The sequence below is a fragment of the Nonomuraea sp. NPDC049646 genome, from assembly GCF_044465525.1.
Lineage (GTDB): Bacteria > Actinomycetota > Actinomycetes > Streptosporangiales > Streptosporangiaceae > Nonomuraea.
On record NZ_JBITLU010000025.1, the window covers coordinates 73,207 to 87,606 of the forward strand.

Here is a 14,400-nt window from a genome sequence, read left to right on the forward strand (position 1 = left end):
CGGAGGATTCCGGGTGGGGTCGTCGCCGTTCCCCGGCCGCCGGCCCGTCAGTAGGGCCGGTAGCCGCCGCCTCGCTCCAGAGACTCGATGCCGGGGTGGGTGGCGAGGTTGCCGTACCGGCTGTAGGTGTACAGGACGCCCGCGATGATGTTGTCGACCGGGTCGAGGATCTTCTCGTGGCCGGGCAGGGCGTGCGCGTTGAACGTCGGCGGGATGGTCTGCATCAGGCCCTGCGACGGGACGCCGTTCTTGGCGTTTATATCCCAGTTGTTGACGGCGTTGGGGTTGCCGCCGGACTCGTGGTAGATGATCGTCCAGATACGCTCGATGTCCTTGGGGTCGTTCGGGTCAAGGTCGCTGACGTCGATGCCGCGCTGGCGCATGACCTCGGCCATCTCGGGAGACCTGATGACGGTGAGCGCCTGCTTGATCCACTCGACCACCTCGGCCTTGGGCGCGGGAGTGCCCGTCGTCGGCGAGCCGCCGCCGGCCCCGGAGCCGTTGCCGGACCCCGGGCCGCCGCCCGACACCCGCGTCTCGTCCTGGGCGGACGCCTTCGTCCAGACGACCTTCTTGTCGCCCGGGTCGAAGTCCGGCCCTCCCGGCTCCGGGATGGCGGTGAAGAGGCCGAACCCGGCGTTCTCACCGGGCCGGAGGGAGCCGCTCAGCGTGCCGGCGGCGGCTCTGACGGCCTCCTGGACAGTTCTGACCAGCCCCCTGGCCTGCTCAAGGTTGGCGTGCACGACGCCGGTGAAGCCCGGGTCGGCGAACGTCGCGGCCCTGGCGTCCGCCTCATCGGTGTGGGGATGGTTGACCAAGTAGTTCACCATGTACTGCTGTGCAGAGCCGACCGTGCCGTCGCGAAGCCTCGCGACCTCCGGAGCGGCCTTCTCCAGCGCCGAGGCGACGTTCTTCAGCGCCCCGGCGCAGGCGTGCAGCGCGATGTTGAACTCGCCGCCCGCCTTGGTGAACTGAGGCATGTAGCGCTTGAAGGCGTCCGCGGAGTCGCCGTCCCACCTCAGGTCGACCTCGTTGACGTTCTTGACCAGCGCGGAGGTCTCGATGGCGGCGTGGGACGCGCACGACTCCCAGGCATAGGCGATGTCCCTGATGACCTGAGGCTCGCCGGTGACCCACGCGAGCAGTTGCAGGAACTCCCCACCGCCGGGAATCTCCGTGATGTCCGGCGCGAGAACGGCGACGACTTCGCTCATGCGCCCGAGGCCGTCGCCGCCTTGCGGAGGTTGGCCTCCACCTCGTCGAGCGCCCGCTCCACGCTTTCCAGCCTTCGCTGAGCGGTGCCGAGCTCGACGCGCACGGCGGCCCAGACCGCGTCGACCTTGGCGGCCAGGTCGGTCACACCCTCGACCATGCCGAACAGCCGCGGTTCCGTCACCTCGGCGGGCGTCTTCGACTTGCTGACCTTGAGGATCTCATCAAGGGCGAAGTCCTTCGACGCCAGATGGATACGCGTCCTGCATTCGTCGAGCGCTGTGTAGGAAACATCAACGACGCCTTTGCTCATGAGGATCGAGCATAGTGGCGATCATCACGATTGGTCAGACCCGATTTCCTCCGCTTCCAGCGACGCCGTCTGGATCAGCCGGTCTCCCGATCTCCGGTCAACGAAGAAGGCCCGGCCGGGCGGGAGAGGCTGCGGTTTCACCTTGCCGAACAGCACGCCCTCCTCCCGGCTGCCCGACATGATCAGCGCAGGGCTGGCCATCTCCTTGAGCCGCTGCACGGCTTGGTCGTACATGGCGCGGCTGGCGCCGCCCATCTGGCGGGCCAGGATCAGGTGCAGGCCGATGTCCCGCGCCTGTGGCAGCAGTTCGGCCAGCGGTTGCAGGGGGTTGCTGGAGGTGGCGACCAGGTCGTAGTCGTCCACCACGATGTAGAGGTCCGACCCGTGCCACCAGCTGCGGTCGCGAAGCTGGTCTGGGGTCAGGTCGGCGGGCGGCAGGCGCTTGAGCAGCGCGAAGCGCACCTCCTTCACCAGCTCCGAGGCCGCGGCGCTGGAGACGGCGTAGCCGATGCGGTGCTCGGTGGCCGCGGTGTCCAGCAGCGACCGGCGGTAGTCGATCACGACCAGCCGGGCTTCCTTGAGGGTCTTGCGCGCGACGAGCCCCTCCATGATCAGTTTCAGCGCGTTCGACTTGCCGGACCCGGTGTCGCCGAAGACGACGAAGTGCGGATCGGCATCGAAGTCGAGCATGACGGGGGAGAGCGTCGCCTCGTCGATGCCGATCGCGATGCGGTTCCTGCCGGTCTCCTCCGGGCCGGGCAGGGCGGCCGCCGGAAGCAGGGACGGCAGCAGCCGGACCGGCTTGGCCGCCGGGCCCTGCCACGCCTCGTCGACGACCTCCACGAGGGAACGCAGCCCGTCGGCGAGGTCTTCGGCGCCGCGCACCCCGTCGATGCGCGGGAGGGCGGCCAGGAAGTGCATGCCGTCCTTGGTGAGGCCGCGTCCCGGAGTGCCCTCGGGCACCGCGAGCGACGCGCTGCGGCTGACCTCCGACTCGTAGGCGTCGCCGAGCTTGAGCTCGATCCTGGTGCCGAACAGGTCGCGGATGCCCGGCCGGAACTCCGACCACTTGTTGGTGGTCGCCATGACGTGCACGCCGTAGCCGAGTCCGCGCGCGGCGAGGTCGGTGATCACCTGCTCCAGGTTCTCGTACTCCTGCCGGATCGTCAGCCAGCCGTCCACGACCAGGAACACGTCGCCCCAGCCGTCGCCCTCGACGCTGCCGTCGGCCACCCGCTTGCGGTACGTGGCGATCGAGTCGATGCCGTGGTCGGCGAAGTCCCGCTCGCGTTGCTGGAGGATGCCCGAGATCTCGGCGACCGTACGGCGGACCCGGTCGGCGTTCTGCCGGTTGGCCACGCTGCCCACGTGCGGCAGCCCCTCCAGGGCCGACAGCGTGCCACCGCCGAAGTCCAGGCAGTAGAACTGCACCTCCTTGGGCGTGTGCGTGAGCGCCATGCTGGCGATCAGCGAGCGCAGCACGGTGCTCTTGCCGCTCTGCGTGCCGCCCGCGATGCCGACGTGCCCGGCCGCGCCGGACAGGTTCAGCCAGTACGGATCGCGCCGCTGGTCGAAGGGCCGGTCGATGATGCCGATGACGGCGTGCAACCGGCCCCGGCCGTCCCAGCCGGGCGTGGACAGCCCGAGCTCCGGCGTCACCGACAGCGCGGGCAGCAGGTGAGCCAGCGTCGGCGGCTCGGCCAGCGGCGGCAGCCAGATGCGGTGCGCCGCGGGGCCGCGTCCCTTCAGCCGGCCGACCACGACGTCGAGCAGGCTCGGCTGGGCGCCGCTCTCCTCGGCCTCCTCCGGCGGCTCCTCCTGTGGCGTCTCGGCGGCAGGCAGTGGCGCGTAGGCGTGGCCGTACTCGATGACCTCGCGCGCCGCGGGCTGCCCGCTGTCAGTCACGTGCCTGGGATCGGGGTGGTAGGTGGCCGAGACGTAGGCGGCCTTGAACCGGGTCATGCCGGTCGTGTCGAACTTCAGGTAGCCGTTGCCGGGGGCCGAGGGCAGCTCGTAGGCGTCGGCCACGCCCAGCACGGCCCGGCTCTCCATGGCCGAGAACGTCCGCAGCCCGATCCGGTACGAAAGGTGCGTGTCGAGGCCCCGCAACCTGCCCTCGTCCAGCCGCTGGGAGGCCAGCAGCAGGTGCACGCCGAGCGAGCGGCCGAGCCGGCCGATCATCACGAACAGGTCGATGAACTCCGGCTTGGTGGACAGCAGCTCGCTGAACTCGTCCAGCACGACGAAGAGCGTGGGCAGTGGCGCGAGGTTGGCGCCCTGTTCGCGGGCCCGTTCGTAGTCGCGCAGCGAGGCGTGGTTGCCCGTCGCGCGCAGGAGCTCCTGCCTGCGGACCATCTCGCCGTGCAGCGCGTCGTGCATGCGGTCGACCAGGGGGAGCTCGTCCTCCAGGTTGGTGATGACGGCCGAGACGTGGGGGAGGGAGTCGAGGCCGAGGAAGGTCGCGCCGCCCTTGAAGTCGACCAGGACGAAGTTGAGGATCTCCGAGGAGTGGGTGACGGCGAGCCCGAGCACCAGGGTGCGCAGCAGCTCCGACTTGCCGGAGCCGGTGGCTCCGATCAGCAGCCCGTGCGGGCCCATGCCGCCCTGGGCCGACTCCTTGATGTCGAGCTCGACCATGCGACCGTCCGCCCCGAGCCCGATCGGCACGCGCAGCTTGTTGCGTCCGGCACGCGGCCGCCACGTGAGGGCCGGGTCCAGGGCGCGCGGGTCGCTGATGCCGAGCAGGTCGGTGAGCGTCGTGTTGATCGACAGCATGTCCTCGCCGTCGCCGCCGCTCCTGGACGAGGCGCGCAGCGGGGAGAGCTGCCTGGCCAGCCCTTCCATCCACACGTAGGAGAGTCTGTCCGGCGTGCCCAGCCGCGTCCTGCGCTCCTTGCCCGCGTGGTCGATCTTGACCATGTGCAGGTCGTCCCGCTGGACCTCCAGCCGCAGCGTGTTGCCCTCCTCGACGGCGCCGGTGGAGCCGGTCAGGTCGATGACGGTCACGCCCTGGATGGCGTCGCTGCCGAGCTGCGAGTCGTGCGGCATGTGCCCGCCGTCCACGATCACCAGGTGGTACGGCAGCGCGTCCGCCGGCGAGCCCGGCTGGAACCTGGGCCGCTCCTTGAGGTCCCCGCCGACGAGCCGATCGAGATCGCCCAGGTCCTCGGCCATCAGGCGGACGGGCCCGGACGCGTCGGCCAGGTCGGGATGGTGCGCGTGCGGGAGCCACTTGACCCATTCCCAGTGGGGCATGCGCTCATGGTCGGCGCAGACCATGATCCGCATGTCGTCGGGGGAGTGGAAGGTGACGACCTGGCCGATCATGGCACGGACGAGGTCCCGCATCGCCGCCAGGTCGCCGGTGAGCCGGATGCGCGCGAAGGAGGCCAGGGCGACGGCCACGGGCAGCCGGGCGAGGGTGGAGTGCGCGCGCATGAACCTGCGCAGCGCGCCGGAGGAGAGCGCGTCCAGGTCCTCCACGGGCTTGGAGTCGGGCGGGAAGAGCTGGATGGCCAGCTTCTGCACGCCGGTGCCCAGGCGGATCGTGCTGAAGTCGTCGTCGCGCGACCGGCGCTCCCACAACCGGGGGCCCATCGCGATCCACCACAACGAGTCCGGCTCGGGGCCGCTCCACTCCAGGGCCTCGCGCTGCTGCTTGGCCGCGCGCCTGGCCTTCTTGCGGATCTGACCGAGGTAGCGGAAGTAGTCGCGGCGGGCGCCGTTCAGCCGGTGCTTGCGCTCGCCCGCCTGGCGTCCCATCTGGCCGATGCTCATGCCGACCATCGAGACGGCGAACAGGCCGCTGGCCACGTACATGACCGGGCTGGCGTTGGTGCCCCCCGCGGTGAACATCAGCGCCATCGCCGCGGCCCCGGCCACCATGGGCAGGTAGGTGAGCACCAGCATGAAACCCTGGCCCTGAACCTCGGGGATCTCCGGCGGAGACTCCAGCATGACTTCTCCGCGAGGTGGCTTCGGGCCTGGACGACGCTCCGGGCGCCGGACAACCACTTTGCTCACGCGACGTTCTTACCAGAATCGACCCGCTATGGTCTGTGCTGTCCGTGATCCTTTTGGGACGGAGTGGACCGTGGGATCGATGGTTCAGAAGCCGCCGCCGCCCGAGTCCCGGCCCCCCGCCGGGGAAGCCGCCGAGCCCGCTCAGGCGCCGTCGGGGCCGGTGCAGCAGGGCGCGCTCGCGCAACTGCCGTTGCCGCTGCCGACGTTGTGCAACGTCACGATCGTGGGGCCGAGCCGCAAGGCTGACCTGACCCTGCCGGCCGACATCCCCCTGCCGCACGTGCTGCCGGGGCTGCTGCGCATGCTCGGCGAGGTGGGCGGCGACGCGACGTCGTCTCCGGGATGGACGCTGCAGCGGCTCGGCGGCGCGCCGCTGGACCTGGAGCAGAGCCTCAGCGCGCTCGGCGTGCTCGACGCCGAGATCCTCTACCTGCGTCCGCGCGAGTCGATCCTGCCGCCCGCGGTCTTCGACGACGTCGCCGATGTCGTGGCCACCGGCGTGCGAGGCGGCCCCGGCAAGTGGACGGAGGCGCACACCGCGGCCCTCGGCGCGGCCGGCGCCACCGGGCTGCTGGTCCTGGGAGCCGCCGGGCTGGCGGTGGCGGGCCTGCCCCCGCAGATCGGCACGGTCGTCTTCGCGACGCTCGCCCTGCTGATCATCGCCGCGGGAACCGTGCTCTCCCGGGCCATGGGCGACGCCACGGCCAGCGCGCTGATCGGCCACGCGGCGCTGCCGTACGCCTTCCTGGCCGGGCTGTTCACCCCTTCCGGCGGCGGGGGCGTGACCGAGGTCGGCGCTCCCCACGTGCTCGCCGCGTTCGCCTGCACGGCGCTCGCCGCCGCCGTCGCGGGCATGACGGTCTCGCACGGCATGCCCGGCTTCCTCGGCACGTCCATCGCCGCGACGTGCGGCACGATCTGCGCGGCCGTGGTCATGGTGACGGGAGCCGCCCCCGCCGGAGTGGCGGCCGTGGCCATCGCCGTCCTGCTGTCATTGAGCCCGCTGGTGCCGACCATGTCGTTCCGGATGGCCCGGGTGCCGCTGCCGGCCATGCCCACCACGGCCGAGGAGCTGCGCGCCGACAACCAGCGGCTCGACGCGGCGGCGATCCAGGAGCGCACCGTGATCGCCCAGCGCTACGCCACGGGCCTGATCACCGCCGTCGGGCTGGTCGCGCTGGCCGCTCTGGCGCTGCTGGTGCTGCACGACGGCCTGATCGCCTACATCCTGGCCGGCACGCTCTCCCTGACGCTCATCATGCGCGCCCGCGTGTTCTCCGGCGTCGCCCAGCGCATCTGCCTCGTCGGGTCCGGCCTGGCGGGGCTGGCGATGCTGGCCTTCGCGCTCAGCTCCAAGGGCGGCGTCGTCGGCGCGCTGGCCGTCGCGGTCGGCGTGCTGTGGGCGTCCCTGCTGGCGGTGGGGGCCGGGCGGAGCCTGGCGTCGGGGAAACCGTCGCCCTTCTGGGGACGGGCCGGGGACATCCTGGACCTGCTGCTGATCGTCGAGCTCTTCCCGCTCGCGGCCGGCGTGCTGGAGCTCTACACCTGGGTACGCGGGTTGTCGGGCTGATACTTTGCTGGCCGTTTCGAGCGGAGGAGTGAGGCTGTGCAGGAATTCGGAGACTTCGCCAACATCGACATCGAGAAGCTGCTCAAGGGGGCCGACCAGCAGTTCGCCCGCATGGAGGAGTTCCAGAAGAAGATGGACTCCTTCGTCGGACGGGCCCAGGACGAGCAGGGGCTAGTCACCGTCGAGTGCGGCCATGAGGGCGTACGCGAGCTGCAACTGCACCCCAAGGGCCTGCGGTTGTCGTCCGGGGAACTGGCCGACCTCATCAAGACGGCGCTGCACGACGCCACCGCCGACCTACAGCGGCAGGTCGCCGAGGGCATGAACGAGACGTTCGGCGACTCTGAGGACAACCCCATGACGTACCTCAGGAACCCGGACGCCGCGCTGAACCAGATCAAGGAGGCGGAGTCCGCTTACAACCGCACGTTCGAGGACGTGATGGGCGAACTCGACCGCATCCGGCGGCGGCTGGAGTTGTGAGCTAGGCCTGGCGCTGCGTGGGCAGGTCGGCGATGACGACCTGCTCGAAGGCGGGCGCGTCCTTGCCGGTGAGCGTGACCGCCTGCGACATGCCCGTGTCCGTCAAGGCGGACATCAGTCCGCTCGCGAGCCAGGCCAGGGCGGCGGCCGAGCCGTACACCACGAGCATCTTGGAGAAGAACCGCCTGAACGCCCCCTGCGCCCGCACGGCCGCCGAGGCCGCCAGCGGGTTGCCCGGGAAGAAGTGCCCGGCGGCCGAGAGTGTCAGCAACAACCCGGCCAGGGCGGCGGACGACACCGCACCCGTGTGGGACATCTTCGCGAGCTGGTCGAGGGTGTGGGCCAGCTCCTTGTACACGCCGCCGGTCTTGGCCACCTCAAGGGTGAACTGCTCGGCCACCTTCTCCATCTCGGGCCGGGCCAACCGCTCCCAGTCCTGGCTGGAGACCCCGGCGATGAGCTGCCGTACGCTCTCCTTCGCCTGCTCCACCTCGTGCGTCGCGGCGCGTACCTCGTGGGCCGTGCCGCGGATGTCCTCGGGGCTGGAGAGCATCGTGCCGATCAGTGCGGCGCACATCTTGCACACGACGGAGAGCACCACGTTGGTCTTCAGCATGGCGCCCGCGTTGCAGGAGGCCACGGCCATCGTGTACAGGGTCGTGCCGTTGCGGTAATGATCCATGGTTCCTACTTCTTCAGCGTGCTCTTGTCGTTGGCGTCCCTGATGACCTTGGCGCCCTCGTTGAGCTGGGTCTGCCAGCGGCCGAGCTGGTTCTTGGCATGCTTGAGGTAGTCGGCGGCGGAGTTGCGGGCCGCGTCGTAGGCGCCGTCGAAGGCGAACCTGCCGAGCAGGCCGAAGCCCGGGAAGCCGGGGGTGGCGCCTCTGACCGTGCGTTCCACCGCCCTGAACCGGTCTCCCGGCGTGTGCGTACCGCCCGCCTGCGTCGGGGCGAGGCTCTGGCCCAGCCGTTCCATGGCCTCCGGGCTGGCCTTGCGCCAGTCGCCGGACACGCCGCCGTCGCTCAGCGCGGCCGCCTTCGGGTCCTGGGGGCGTTCCTTGCCTGAGCCGTCCTTGTTCGCGGCGGCGGGCGTGGTGGGGGTGGCGGTGGTGGGGTCCGGGGGTGTGCCGGTGGGGAGGCCGCCGCTCGGCGTCCCGCCGCCGCCCGCCGGGGCGGCTTCCTTGGGAGATGCCTCGGTGTCGTCCGCCTTTGGGGTGGTGGCCGTGGGGGGTTTCGCGGCGTCGGGCGCCTTGGTGGTGTCCTGGGGGGTGGTCGCGGCCGGTCGGTCGGGCGTCGGCTCCCCGGACGACGGGGTCTTCTCGGGATGGTCGGGGGTCGTGGGCGACGGGGGGCGCTCGGTGTCGGCGGGGGGATCCGAGGGGGTGGAGTCGGAAGGGCCGGTTTCCAGGGTGCGCGGGCTCTGGGGGGTCGGGTCGTCCTCGGTGGCCGGGGTGTCCTCGCGGGCGGGGGCCGTGGGGTCGGTGGGGGGCGGGTCGTGCGGCTCGGGCGGGGGGTCGTCGCCGGAGATCTCGAGGAGGCCGTCCGGGGGCGCCGGCTCCACGGCGCCGTCGTCCGGCCGGTGCTCGCCGTCGTCCTCGACCTCCTGGACGTACGGCTCCTGTCCGAGGCCGGCGACGGCCGCCGCGGGAGCGGCCGGTCCCGGCTCAGCCGTGTCGCCGTCGCTCATGACGACCGTCGCGGACATGCGTCCGGTCACCGCCGAGTCCTCGGCCGTGGTCCAGTTGACCAGGCTGTCGATGCTCCCGAACTCGGCCATCCGCGCCCCCAAAGCCTGCGACCCGCCCGAACGATCAGAAACACTAACCGCGTGAGCGGTCAGCCGTACAGGTCGGCCGTCGCGGGCCTGGCCGCGGGTCTCAGCCGATGCGTTCGTACGCGCCGCCGGAGTCGGCGTTCTTGACGCCGCCGGAGAACTTCACCCAGGACCCGGTCGGCGCGGCGTGGTAGACCGGCACGGTGTGCAGAGGGGTGATCTCCTCGTTCTTCACCACTCCCGCGCCCTTCACGTCCACCGCGGACCACACCATGCTGCGCGTGCCCACGTCCTTGGTCTTGAACGTCACCGCGCAGGCGTTCTGCTTGCCGGGGTTGTGGAGCAGGTAGGCGACGCCGCCGGCGAACGCGGCCTGACGCTGGACGGTGTAACCCGGGCCGCAGACGACGGCGGGCGTCTCGGCCGCCTGGCGGGACGCCGAGGCGGTGGTGGCGGTGGTGGCGGTGGTGGCGGTGAGGACCGCCGTCGTGCCGAGCACGGTCGCGATGACCGCACCGGCCGTCCTCTTCGTGATTCTCACGTTCTTCATCTCCAAAGAGCGGAAAGGCGATTTGTCCGAAGGGCAATCCTGTGATGCCGGTTTCTTCGCGTCTTTAGCACAGAGCGCAGAATGTTTTGGCATTGAGCGCAGATTTGTTCTCGTCGGCCGGACGGTTGTGATCGCTGGGACGGGTGGTGGTTAACATGCGAGTCGATGTTGTTTCGCAAGGGTTCGCCCCATTCATGTCGGCCAGCCGATATGCGAGACAAGGAAATGTCCACTTGGAGGTCCAGTGGCACTGTACGGAGCAAGTCCGACGCAGCTGACCAACGCCGCCGGGTACTGCGAGGACACCGCGCAGTACATCGAAGGCATGCGCCAGCGCGTCCAGACGATCAAGGGCGACCTGACCACCCAGGGGTGGCGGGGCGGCGCGGCCCAGAAGTTCAGCCACGCCCTCGACGAGTGGGACGTCGAGTTCAAGGCCGTGATCAGGATCCTTGAGGACATCCACGACCGGCTCAACATGGGCGCCGGGGTCTACCGGAACGCCGCAGACCAGAACATGGAGCTGTCGGGGTCGCTGGCCAGGGACGGCTTCACGGGCCGGATCGACAACGTCATCAACAGCAACTAGCCGGCCGACGCCACGGAGATCTCAGTGACCGTTCCCGATGATCACACATACGTCAAGTTCGGCAGCATGGAGCAGGCCTACGAGGAGCTCAAGAAGGTCGTGACCGAGCTCGACAAGGTCACCGACGACCTGTTCGCCGACATCAAGAAGGAGCTGGCCGCCAGCTGGGAAGGCGAGGCCGAGCAGTTCTTCAACGCCAAGAAGGACCAGTGGGACGCCCACGAACGGGCCATGGGCAGGCAGCTCTTCGAGGCCGCCAGCGCGGTCAACATCGCCAAGGGCAACTACGAGGCCGCCGAGCGGCGCAACATCGCCATCTGGACGGACTGACGCGCCTCCTCTTCCCGGTCACCGTGGCGACGCGGTGATCGGGGACTCGCATTCGCAGGGGTAAGCGATGGGCAAGCAGGAACCCGAACCGCAGACCGACCCGCTGGACATCCCGGCGCACACGGCCGACCAGTTCCAGGGCGACGGCAGGGTGCACGAACCGTCCGTGATGCGGTCGATCGCCGCGGCTCTGTCGAAGAATCTGCAGGCCATGGAGAAGCCGGGCGTCAGCGGACGCACCCTGGCCGACGTCCAGCCCGGCGCCGCCCAGTTCGGCGAGTGGATCGACGCCAAGGTATTCGGCTCGACCGCGGGCAGGGACGGCGCGGGACAGAAGTTCGGCCGGGTCTACGCCGAGTTCGTGGAGGCGTACAGGAGCGTCATCGCCGCGATCGAGGCGAGCGCCGCCAACCACGCCGAGGCGGACACCCGGAACGAGGGCGGGTGACCATGGCCGGCGCCGGCTCCAAGCGCGAGACGCTCGTCATCCGGGGCGATCAGGTCCCCTCCGGTGAGACGGAGGTCCATCCGAAGGCGGAGATCCAGCGCCTGCTGGCGACGTCACAACCGGACCTGGTCAAACGCGCCGGATCCACCTACATCAGCACTGCCAAGGCGGTCCTCGACGCGGTCGTCGGGCTCGAGGACCACGCGGGCCGTATCCTCACCATCTGGAAGGGGCCGGACGCCGACCGGGCCCGCATCGCGCTCGAGCTCCTGTACGCCACCGGCAACGAGCTGGCGCGCAAGCTCGCGGAGATGGGCCGCAGCCTGGAGGGCTACGCCGCCTTCATCCCCGTGGCCATCGCCGAGGTCGAAGGCATCAAGCTGGACAAGAACGACCCGGACGTCCAGGAAGTCGTACGGGTCCACCGGGCGCTGTACGGGCTCGACCGGCAGGGCGACGACGAGGCCAACGCCGTCGCCCTGCTGGAGAACATGCGGGCGCAGGCGGCCCTGCGGAAGCTCAACGAGAAGATCCGCGACCTGCATCTCGGCTCCGTCCCGCACGACATCACCTACGAGCTGCCGGTCGTCACGGTCCCGGGCGGCCCGCTCGCCACGACGAGCGTCGTCTACGGCGGGACGGGCGGGAGCGACGATCCCACGACCGGCGCGGGCGACCCGGCAGGCACGGGCACGGGCGACGGGCGCACGACCGGCGCCGGCGACCCGGGCACGCAGGACCAGCCCCCCCGGGACGGCGCGGACGACGCCGCTCCGGGGACGCCCCCGGTCGACCGGCCAGTCGGCGGTGACCAGCCCACCGGCGGGCACACACCCGGACAACAACCCGGCGACCAGGCCGGCAACACCGGCACGGGCGCGGGCGCGCAGGACGGCACCACTCCGCCGGTGATCGGCGCCCAGGACAGGACCGAGCTCGACGACGCCACTCCCGAGGCCGACCCGGCCCGGACCGAGAGCTCGTTCTACCAGCCCACGATCGGCGAACGTCCACCCCTCGTGGCGACCCCCGGCATGAGTGCGGCGCCGGTCGCCACGAACCAGCCCGTACCGTCGGTGATCGGTTCGCCGAACAGCGCGTACACACCCGGCGGGCGACTCGGGGCGATGCGCGGAGGCAGTGCGGCGGGCCTGTCCGGCACGCCGTTCCTGCCGATGGCGGGCGGCGCGGGCCCGGCCGGGGACGCGGGCGCAGACCTGGAGCGCACCGCCTACCTGTCGGAGGACAGGTCAGCCTGGACCAGCAACCATGACGTGACGGACCCGGTGATCAGGTGAGCGACCAGCAGAAGAACGGTGCCCCCGCGCAGCCGACCGGGCAGCAGCCCTACGGCCAGTACGGCATCCCGATGAGCACCCAGCTGCCGCTGCCGTCGTCGGGCATCTCCTTCACGGACGGCGCGCTCAACGCGGCGAGCGGCCAGATCAACGGACAGACGGCGATCATCGACGCGCTGCGGGCCAAGTCCGGCCACATGGGGGTGCCCTTCCCCGCCTTCGGCGTGATCGGCTACGGGCTCACCCACGCCCATGACCAGGCGATCGCGGCCCAGTCCACCGCCCTGGAGCGAGGCAAGAAGGCGCTGCAGAGCTGGCAGGCCGCGCTGAAGGCGGCCGACGCGAACTACCACGCGGCCGAGGAGGAGAACGCCGGCCTGTACCGCAAGGACCAGGACTACGACCCGACCGGCGGCGGAGTGCCAACCCCCAAGATGCCCGAATCGCCGGACCTCGACATGCCGGACCCCGACCCGCCCGGCGGCGACCTCCCGGACGCCGACCTGCCCGACATGGACCGTCCGGACACCGACCTGCCCGGCACGGACCCGCCGAACGGCGACGTGCCGGGCGCCGACCGGCCCGGGAGCGACCTTCCCGGCACCGACCTGCCGGGGATCGACCGGCCGGACTCCGGCCTGTCCGGCGCCGGCGATCCGAACATGAAGGTCCCCGACATCGACTCGGCGATCAACTCGCCGCGGGACACGACCGGCCTGTCGTCGTACGACCCCAGGGCCCTGAACGGGACGCCGAACCCGAACCTGACCGACCTGAGCACCCGGCCGGGCACCACATGGGGATCGCCGACCGGCAACGGCGCGGGCTCGGGCGGGGGCGCCGCAGCCGGTCCGAAGGTTCCCGGCATGGGCACGTCCGGGGGGATGGGCAGCGGCATGCCGATGATGCCCATGATGCCGATGGGCGGCTCGGGCAACGGCCTCGACGAACGCGACCGGCAGGAAGGCTCGCTGCTGTCGGAGGACGAGGGCGTCTGGGAGGACGACGAGGACATCGCCCCCGAGATCATCGGCAAGGAGACGTAGATGAGTTACGAGGAGGGCAAGGGCCTGTACTACAAGGCCCTCGCCACCGCCTCGGGCGCGGCGGTCCTGATCAGGCGTCCCTGGGCCTTCTACATAGTGGCCATGATCGGGCTCATGATCTCCGATCCGGGGCGCATGTCGGGGTCGTCGAAGACCTGGCGCACCACCGACAACGGCGGGACGACCTCCGAACTGGCCGCGCTGGAGGAACAGCTCAAGCAACTGCAGGCCACGGTCACGGGCACGGGGACCACCTGGGAGGGCACGGCCCGCGAGAAGTTCGACGAGGCCTACGCGGATTTCACCAAGTCCCTGGCCACGCTCAGGTCGACACGGAACGCCACCGGCGAGGCGGTCGACCAGAGCGCGAAGTTGTACCACGTGGGGGCGCTCACCTTCATGAGCATCGCCGGCATGATGTTGACATACGCTCTGGCGGTGCTCGCCGTGCAACGCTATGTCGATTTCGCCTACGTGCTCGATTTCAAGGTCGGCAAGGCCGCCGTCAGCGCCGGGAGGAAGGTGCTGATCAAGCATGGCATCGCGGTCACCGTCCTCGGCACCCTGTTCTACCAGGCCGTCCAGCAGTCCGAGGCCAGCGGGAAGTTGTTCCCCACGATGAAGGGCATACCCAACGAGCTCGACACCCTGAAGTCCGGCGATATGCCGGAGTTCAGCAACGCCGCGCTCGAGTACAGCGTGGAGAGCCACTCGCTGATACCCAAGCAGGACAAGCAGGGCGGTCTCCCCCGCACCTGAGCGGAC

Annotated in this window: 14 protein-coding genes; 8 read left to right on the forward strand and 6 right to left on the reverse strand. The window is 70.4% G+C overall.

Translation table 11 applies throughout. The annotated features are described in order from the left end of the window. Window positions 1-47: 47 nt before the first annotated feature. Genes ACIBQ8_RS46245 through eccCa form a run of 3 tightly spaced genes read right to left on the reverse strand, consistent with a single transcriptional unit; the run spans window position 48 to window position 5,482 of the window. Window positions 48-1,214 (reverse strand): transglycosylase SLT domain-containing protein, encoded by a 1,167-nt coding sequence (locus ACIBQ8_RS46245; protein ID WP_397195304.1) that lies wholly within the window; start codon window positions 1,212-1,214, stop codon window positions 48-50. Beyond that, the gene (locus ACIBQ8_RS46250; RefSeq protein ID WP_397195305.1) at window positions 1,211-1,525 is read right to left on the reverse strand and encodes a hypothetical protein; all 315 of its coding nucleotides are present in this window, start codon (window positions 1,523-1,525) and stop codon (window positions 1,211-1,213) included. Before ACIBQ8_RS46250 ends, ACIBQ8_RS46245 begins: the two co-directional genes overlap by 4 nt. Before the next feature lie 24 nt (window positions 1,526-1,549). Then, complete coding sequence (gene eccCa, locus ACIBQ8_RS46255; RefSeq protein ID WP_397195306.1) at window positions 1,550-5,482, reverse strand: type VII secretion protein EccCa; 3,933 nt, start codon at window positions 5,480-5,482, stop codon at window positions 1,550-1,552. A 145-nt stretch (window positions 5,483-5,627) separates the two neighbouring features. On the opposite strand from eccCa, the gene eccD reads away from it, so the two are divergent. Both eccD and ACIBQ8_RS46265 read left to right on the forward strand, forming a co-directional pair. Continuing rightward, window positions 5,628-7,118, forward strand: coding sequence for a type VII secretion integral membrane protein EccD (eccD, locus tag ACIBQ8_RS46260; protein ID WP_397169431.1), 1,491 nt, complete (start codon window positions 5,628-5,630; stop codon window positions 7,116-7,118). Between the two features lie 36 nt (window positions 7,119-7,154). Next, on the forward strand, window positions 7,155-7,601 hold the full coding sequence (locus tag ACIBQ8_RS46265; RefSeq protein WP_397169327.1) for a YbaB/EbfC family nucleoid-associated protein: 447 nt from the start codon (window positions 7,155-7,157) through the stop codon (window positions 7,599-7,601). A gap of 1 nt (window position 7,602) precedes the next feature. On the opposite strand, the gene ACIBQ8_RS46270 is transcribed toward ACIBQ8_RS46265, so the two are convergent. The 3 genes from ACIBQ8_RS46270 to ACIBQ8_RS46280 form a co-directional block, all read right to left on the reverse strand. Beyond that, the gene (locus ACIBQ8_RS46270; RefSeq protein ID WP_397169326.1) at window positions 7,603-8,283 is read right to left on the reverse strand and encodes a hypothetical protein; all 681 of its coding nucleotides are present in this window, start codon (window positions 8,281-8,283) and stop codon (window positions 7,603-7,605) included. A 5-nt stretch (window positions 8,284-8,288) separates the two neighbouring features. Beyond that, window positions 8,289-9,377: a hypothetical protein gene (locus tag ACIBQ8_RS46275; protein WP_397195307.1), complete on the reverse strand. Its 1,089-nt coding sequence runs from the start codon at window positions 9,375-9,377 to the stop codon at window positions 8,289-8,291. A 100-nt stretch (window positions 9,378-9,477) separates the two neighbouring features. Further along, window positions 9,478-9,915, reverse strand: a complete 438-nt coding sequence (locus ACIBQ8_RS46280) for a hypothetical protein (protein ID WP_397195308.1) — start codon at window positions 9,913-9,915, stop codon at window positions 9,478-9,480. A 253-nt stretch (window positions 9,916-10,168) separates the two neighbouring features. Here ACIBQ8_RS46280 and ACIBQ8_RS46285 point away from each other — a divergent pair, with 253 nt between their 5' ends. The 6 genes from ACIBQ8_RS46285 (at window position 10,169) to ACIBQ8_RS46310 (ending at window position 14,394) form a co-directional block, all read left to right on the forward strand. Continuing rightward, a complete protein-coding gene (locus ACIBQ8_RS46285; protein ID WP_397169322.1) occupies window positions 10,169-10,513 on the forward strand; it encodes a WXG100 family type VII secretion target in 345 nt (114 codons plus the stop codon). Window positions 10,514-10,537: 24 nt separating this feature from the next. Then, on the forward strand, window positions 10,538-10,843 hold the full coding sequence (locus ACIBQ8_RS46290) for a WXG100 family type VII secretion target (RefSeq protein ID WP_397169320.1): 306 nt from the start codon (window positions 10,538-10,540) through the stop codon (window positions 10,841-10,843). A 67-nt stretch (window positions 10,844-10,910) separates the two neighbouring features. After that, window positions 10,911-11,291 carry a hypothetical protein gene (locus tag ACIBQ8_RS46295; protein ID WP_397169319.1) on the forward strand — a complete coding sequence of 127 codons (381 nt, stop codon included), beginning with the start codon at window positions 10,911-10,913 and terminating at the stop codon, window positions 11,289-11,291. Continuing rightward, window positions 11,288-12,589 carry a hypothetical protein gene (locus ACIBQ8_RS46300; RefSeq protein ID WP_397195309.1) on the forward strand — a complete coding sequence of 434 codons (1,302 nt, stop codon included), beginning with the start codon at window positions 11,288-11,290 and terminating at the stop codon, window positions 12,587-12,589. Before ACIBQ8_RS46295 ends, ACIBQ8_RS46300 begins: the two co-directional genes overlap by 4 nt. Continuing rightward, window positions 12,586-13,635 (forward strand): hypothetical protein, encoded by a 1,050-nt coding sequence (locus ACIBQ8_RS46305; RefSeq protein WP_397195310.1) that lies wholly within the window; start codon window positions 12,586-12,588, stop codon window positions 13,633-13,635. Before ACIBQ8_RS46300 ends, ACIBQ8_RS46305 begins: the two co-directional genes overlap by 4 nt. Next, the gene (locus ACIBQ8_RS46310; RefSeq protein ID WP_397195311.1) at window positions 13,636-14,394 is read left to right on the forward strand and encodes a WXG100 family type VII secretion target; all 759 of its coding nucleotides are present in this window, start codon (window positions 13,636-13,638) and stop codon (window positions 14,392-14,394) included. The last annotated feature ends 6 nt before the right edge of the window (window positions 14,395-14,400 follow it).

Excerpts from the sequence above, each read along its gene's own strand:
- ACIBQ8_RS46310 (WP_397195311.1), top strand. The coding sequence starts at position 13,636 with ATGAGTTACGAGGAGGGCAAGGGCCTGTACTACAAGGCCCTCGCCACC.
- ACIBQ8_RS46270 (WP_397169326.1), bottom strand. The coding sequence starts at position 8,283 with ATGGATCATTACCGCAACGGCACGACCCTGTACACGATGGCCGTGGCC.
- eccCa (WP_397195306.1), bottom strand. The coding sequence starts at position 5,482 with ATGCTGGAGTCTCCGCCGGAGATCCCCGAGGTTCAGGGCCAGGGTTTC.
- eccD (WP_397169431.1), top strand. The coding sequence starts at position 5,628 with ATGGTTCAGAAGCCGCCGCCGCCCGAGTCCCGGCCCCCCGCCGGGGAA.
- ACIBQ8_RS46275 (WP_397195307.1), bottom strand. The coding sequence starts at position 9,377 with ATGGCCGAGTTCGGGAGCATCGACAGCCTGGTCAACTGGACCACGGCC.
- ACIBQ8_RS46245 (WP_397195304.1), bottom strand. The coding sequence starts at position 1,214 with ATGAGCGAAGTCGTCGCCGTTCTCGCGCCGGACATCACGGAGATTCCC.
- ACIBQ8_RS46295 (WP_397169319.1), top strand. The coding sequence starts at position 10,911 with ATGGGCAAGCAGGAACCCGAACCGCAGACCGACCCGCTGGACATCCCG.
- ACIBQ8_RS46250 (WP_397195305.1), bottom strand. The coding sequence starts at position 1,525 with ATGAGCAAAGGCGTCGTTGATGTTTCCTACACAGCGCTCGACGAATGC.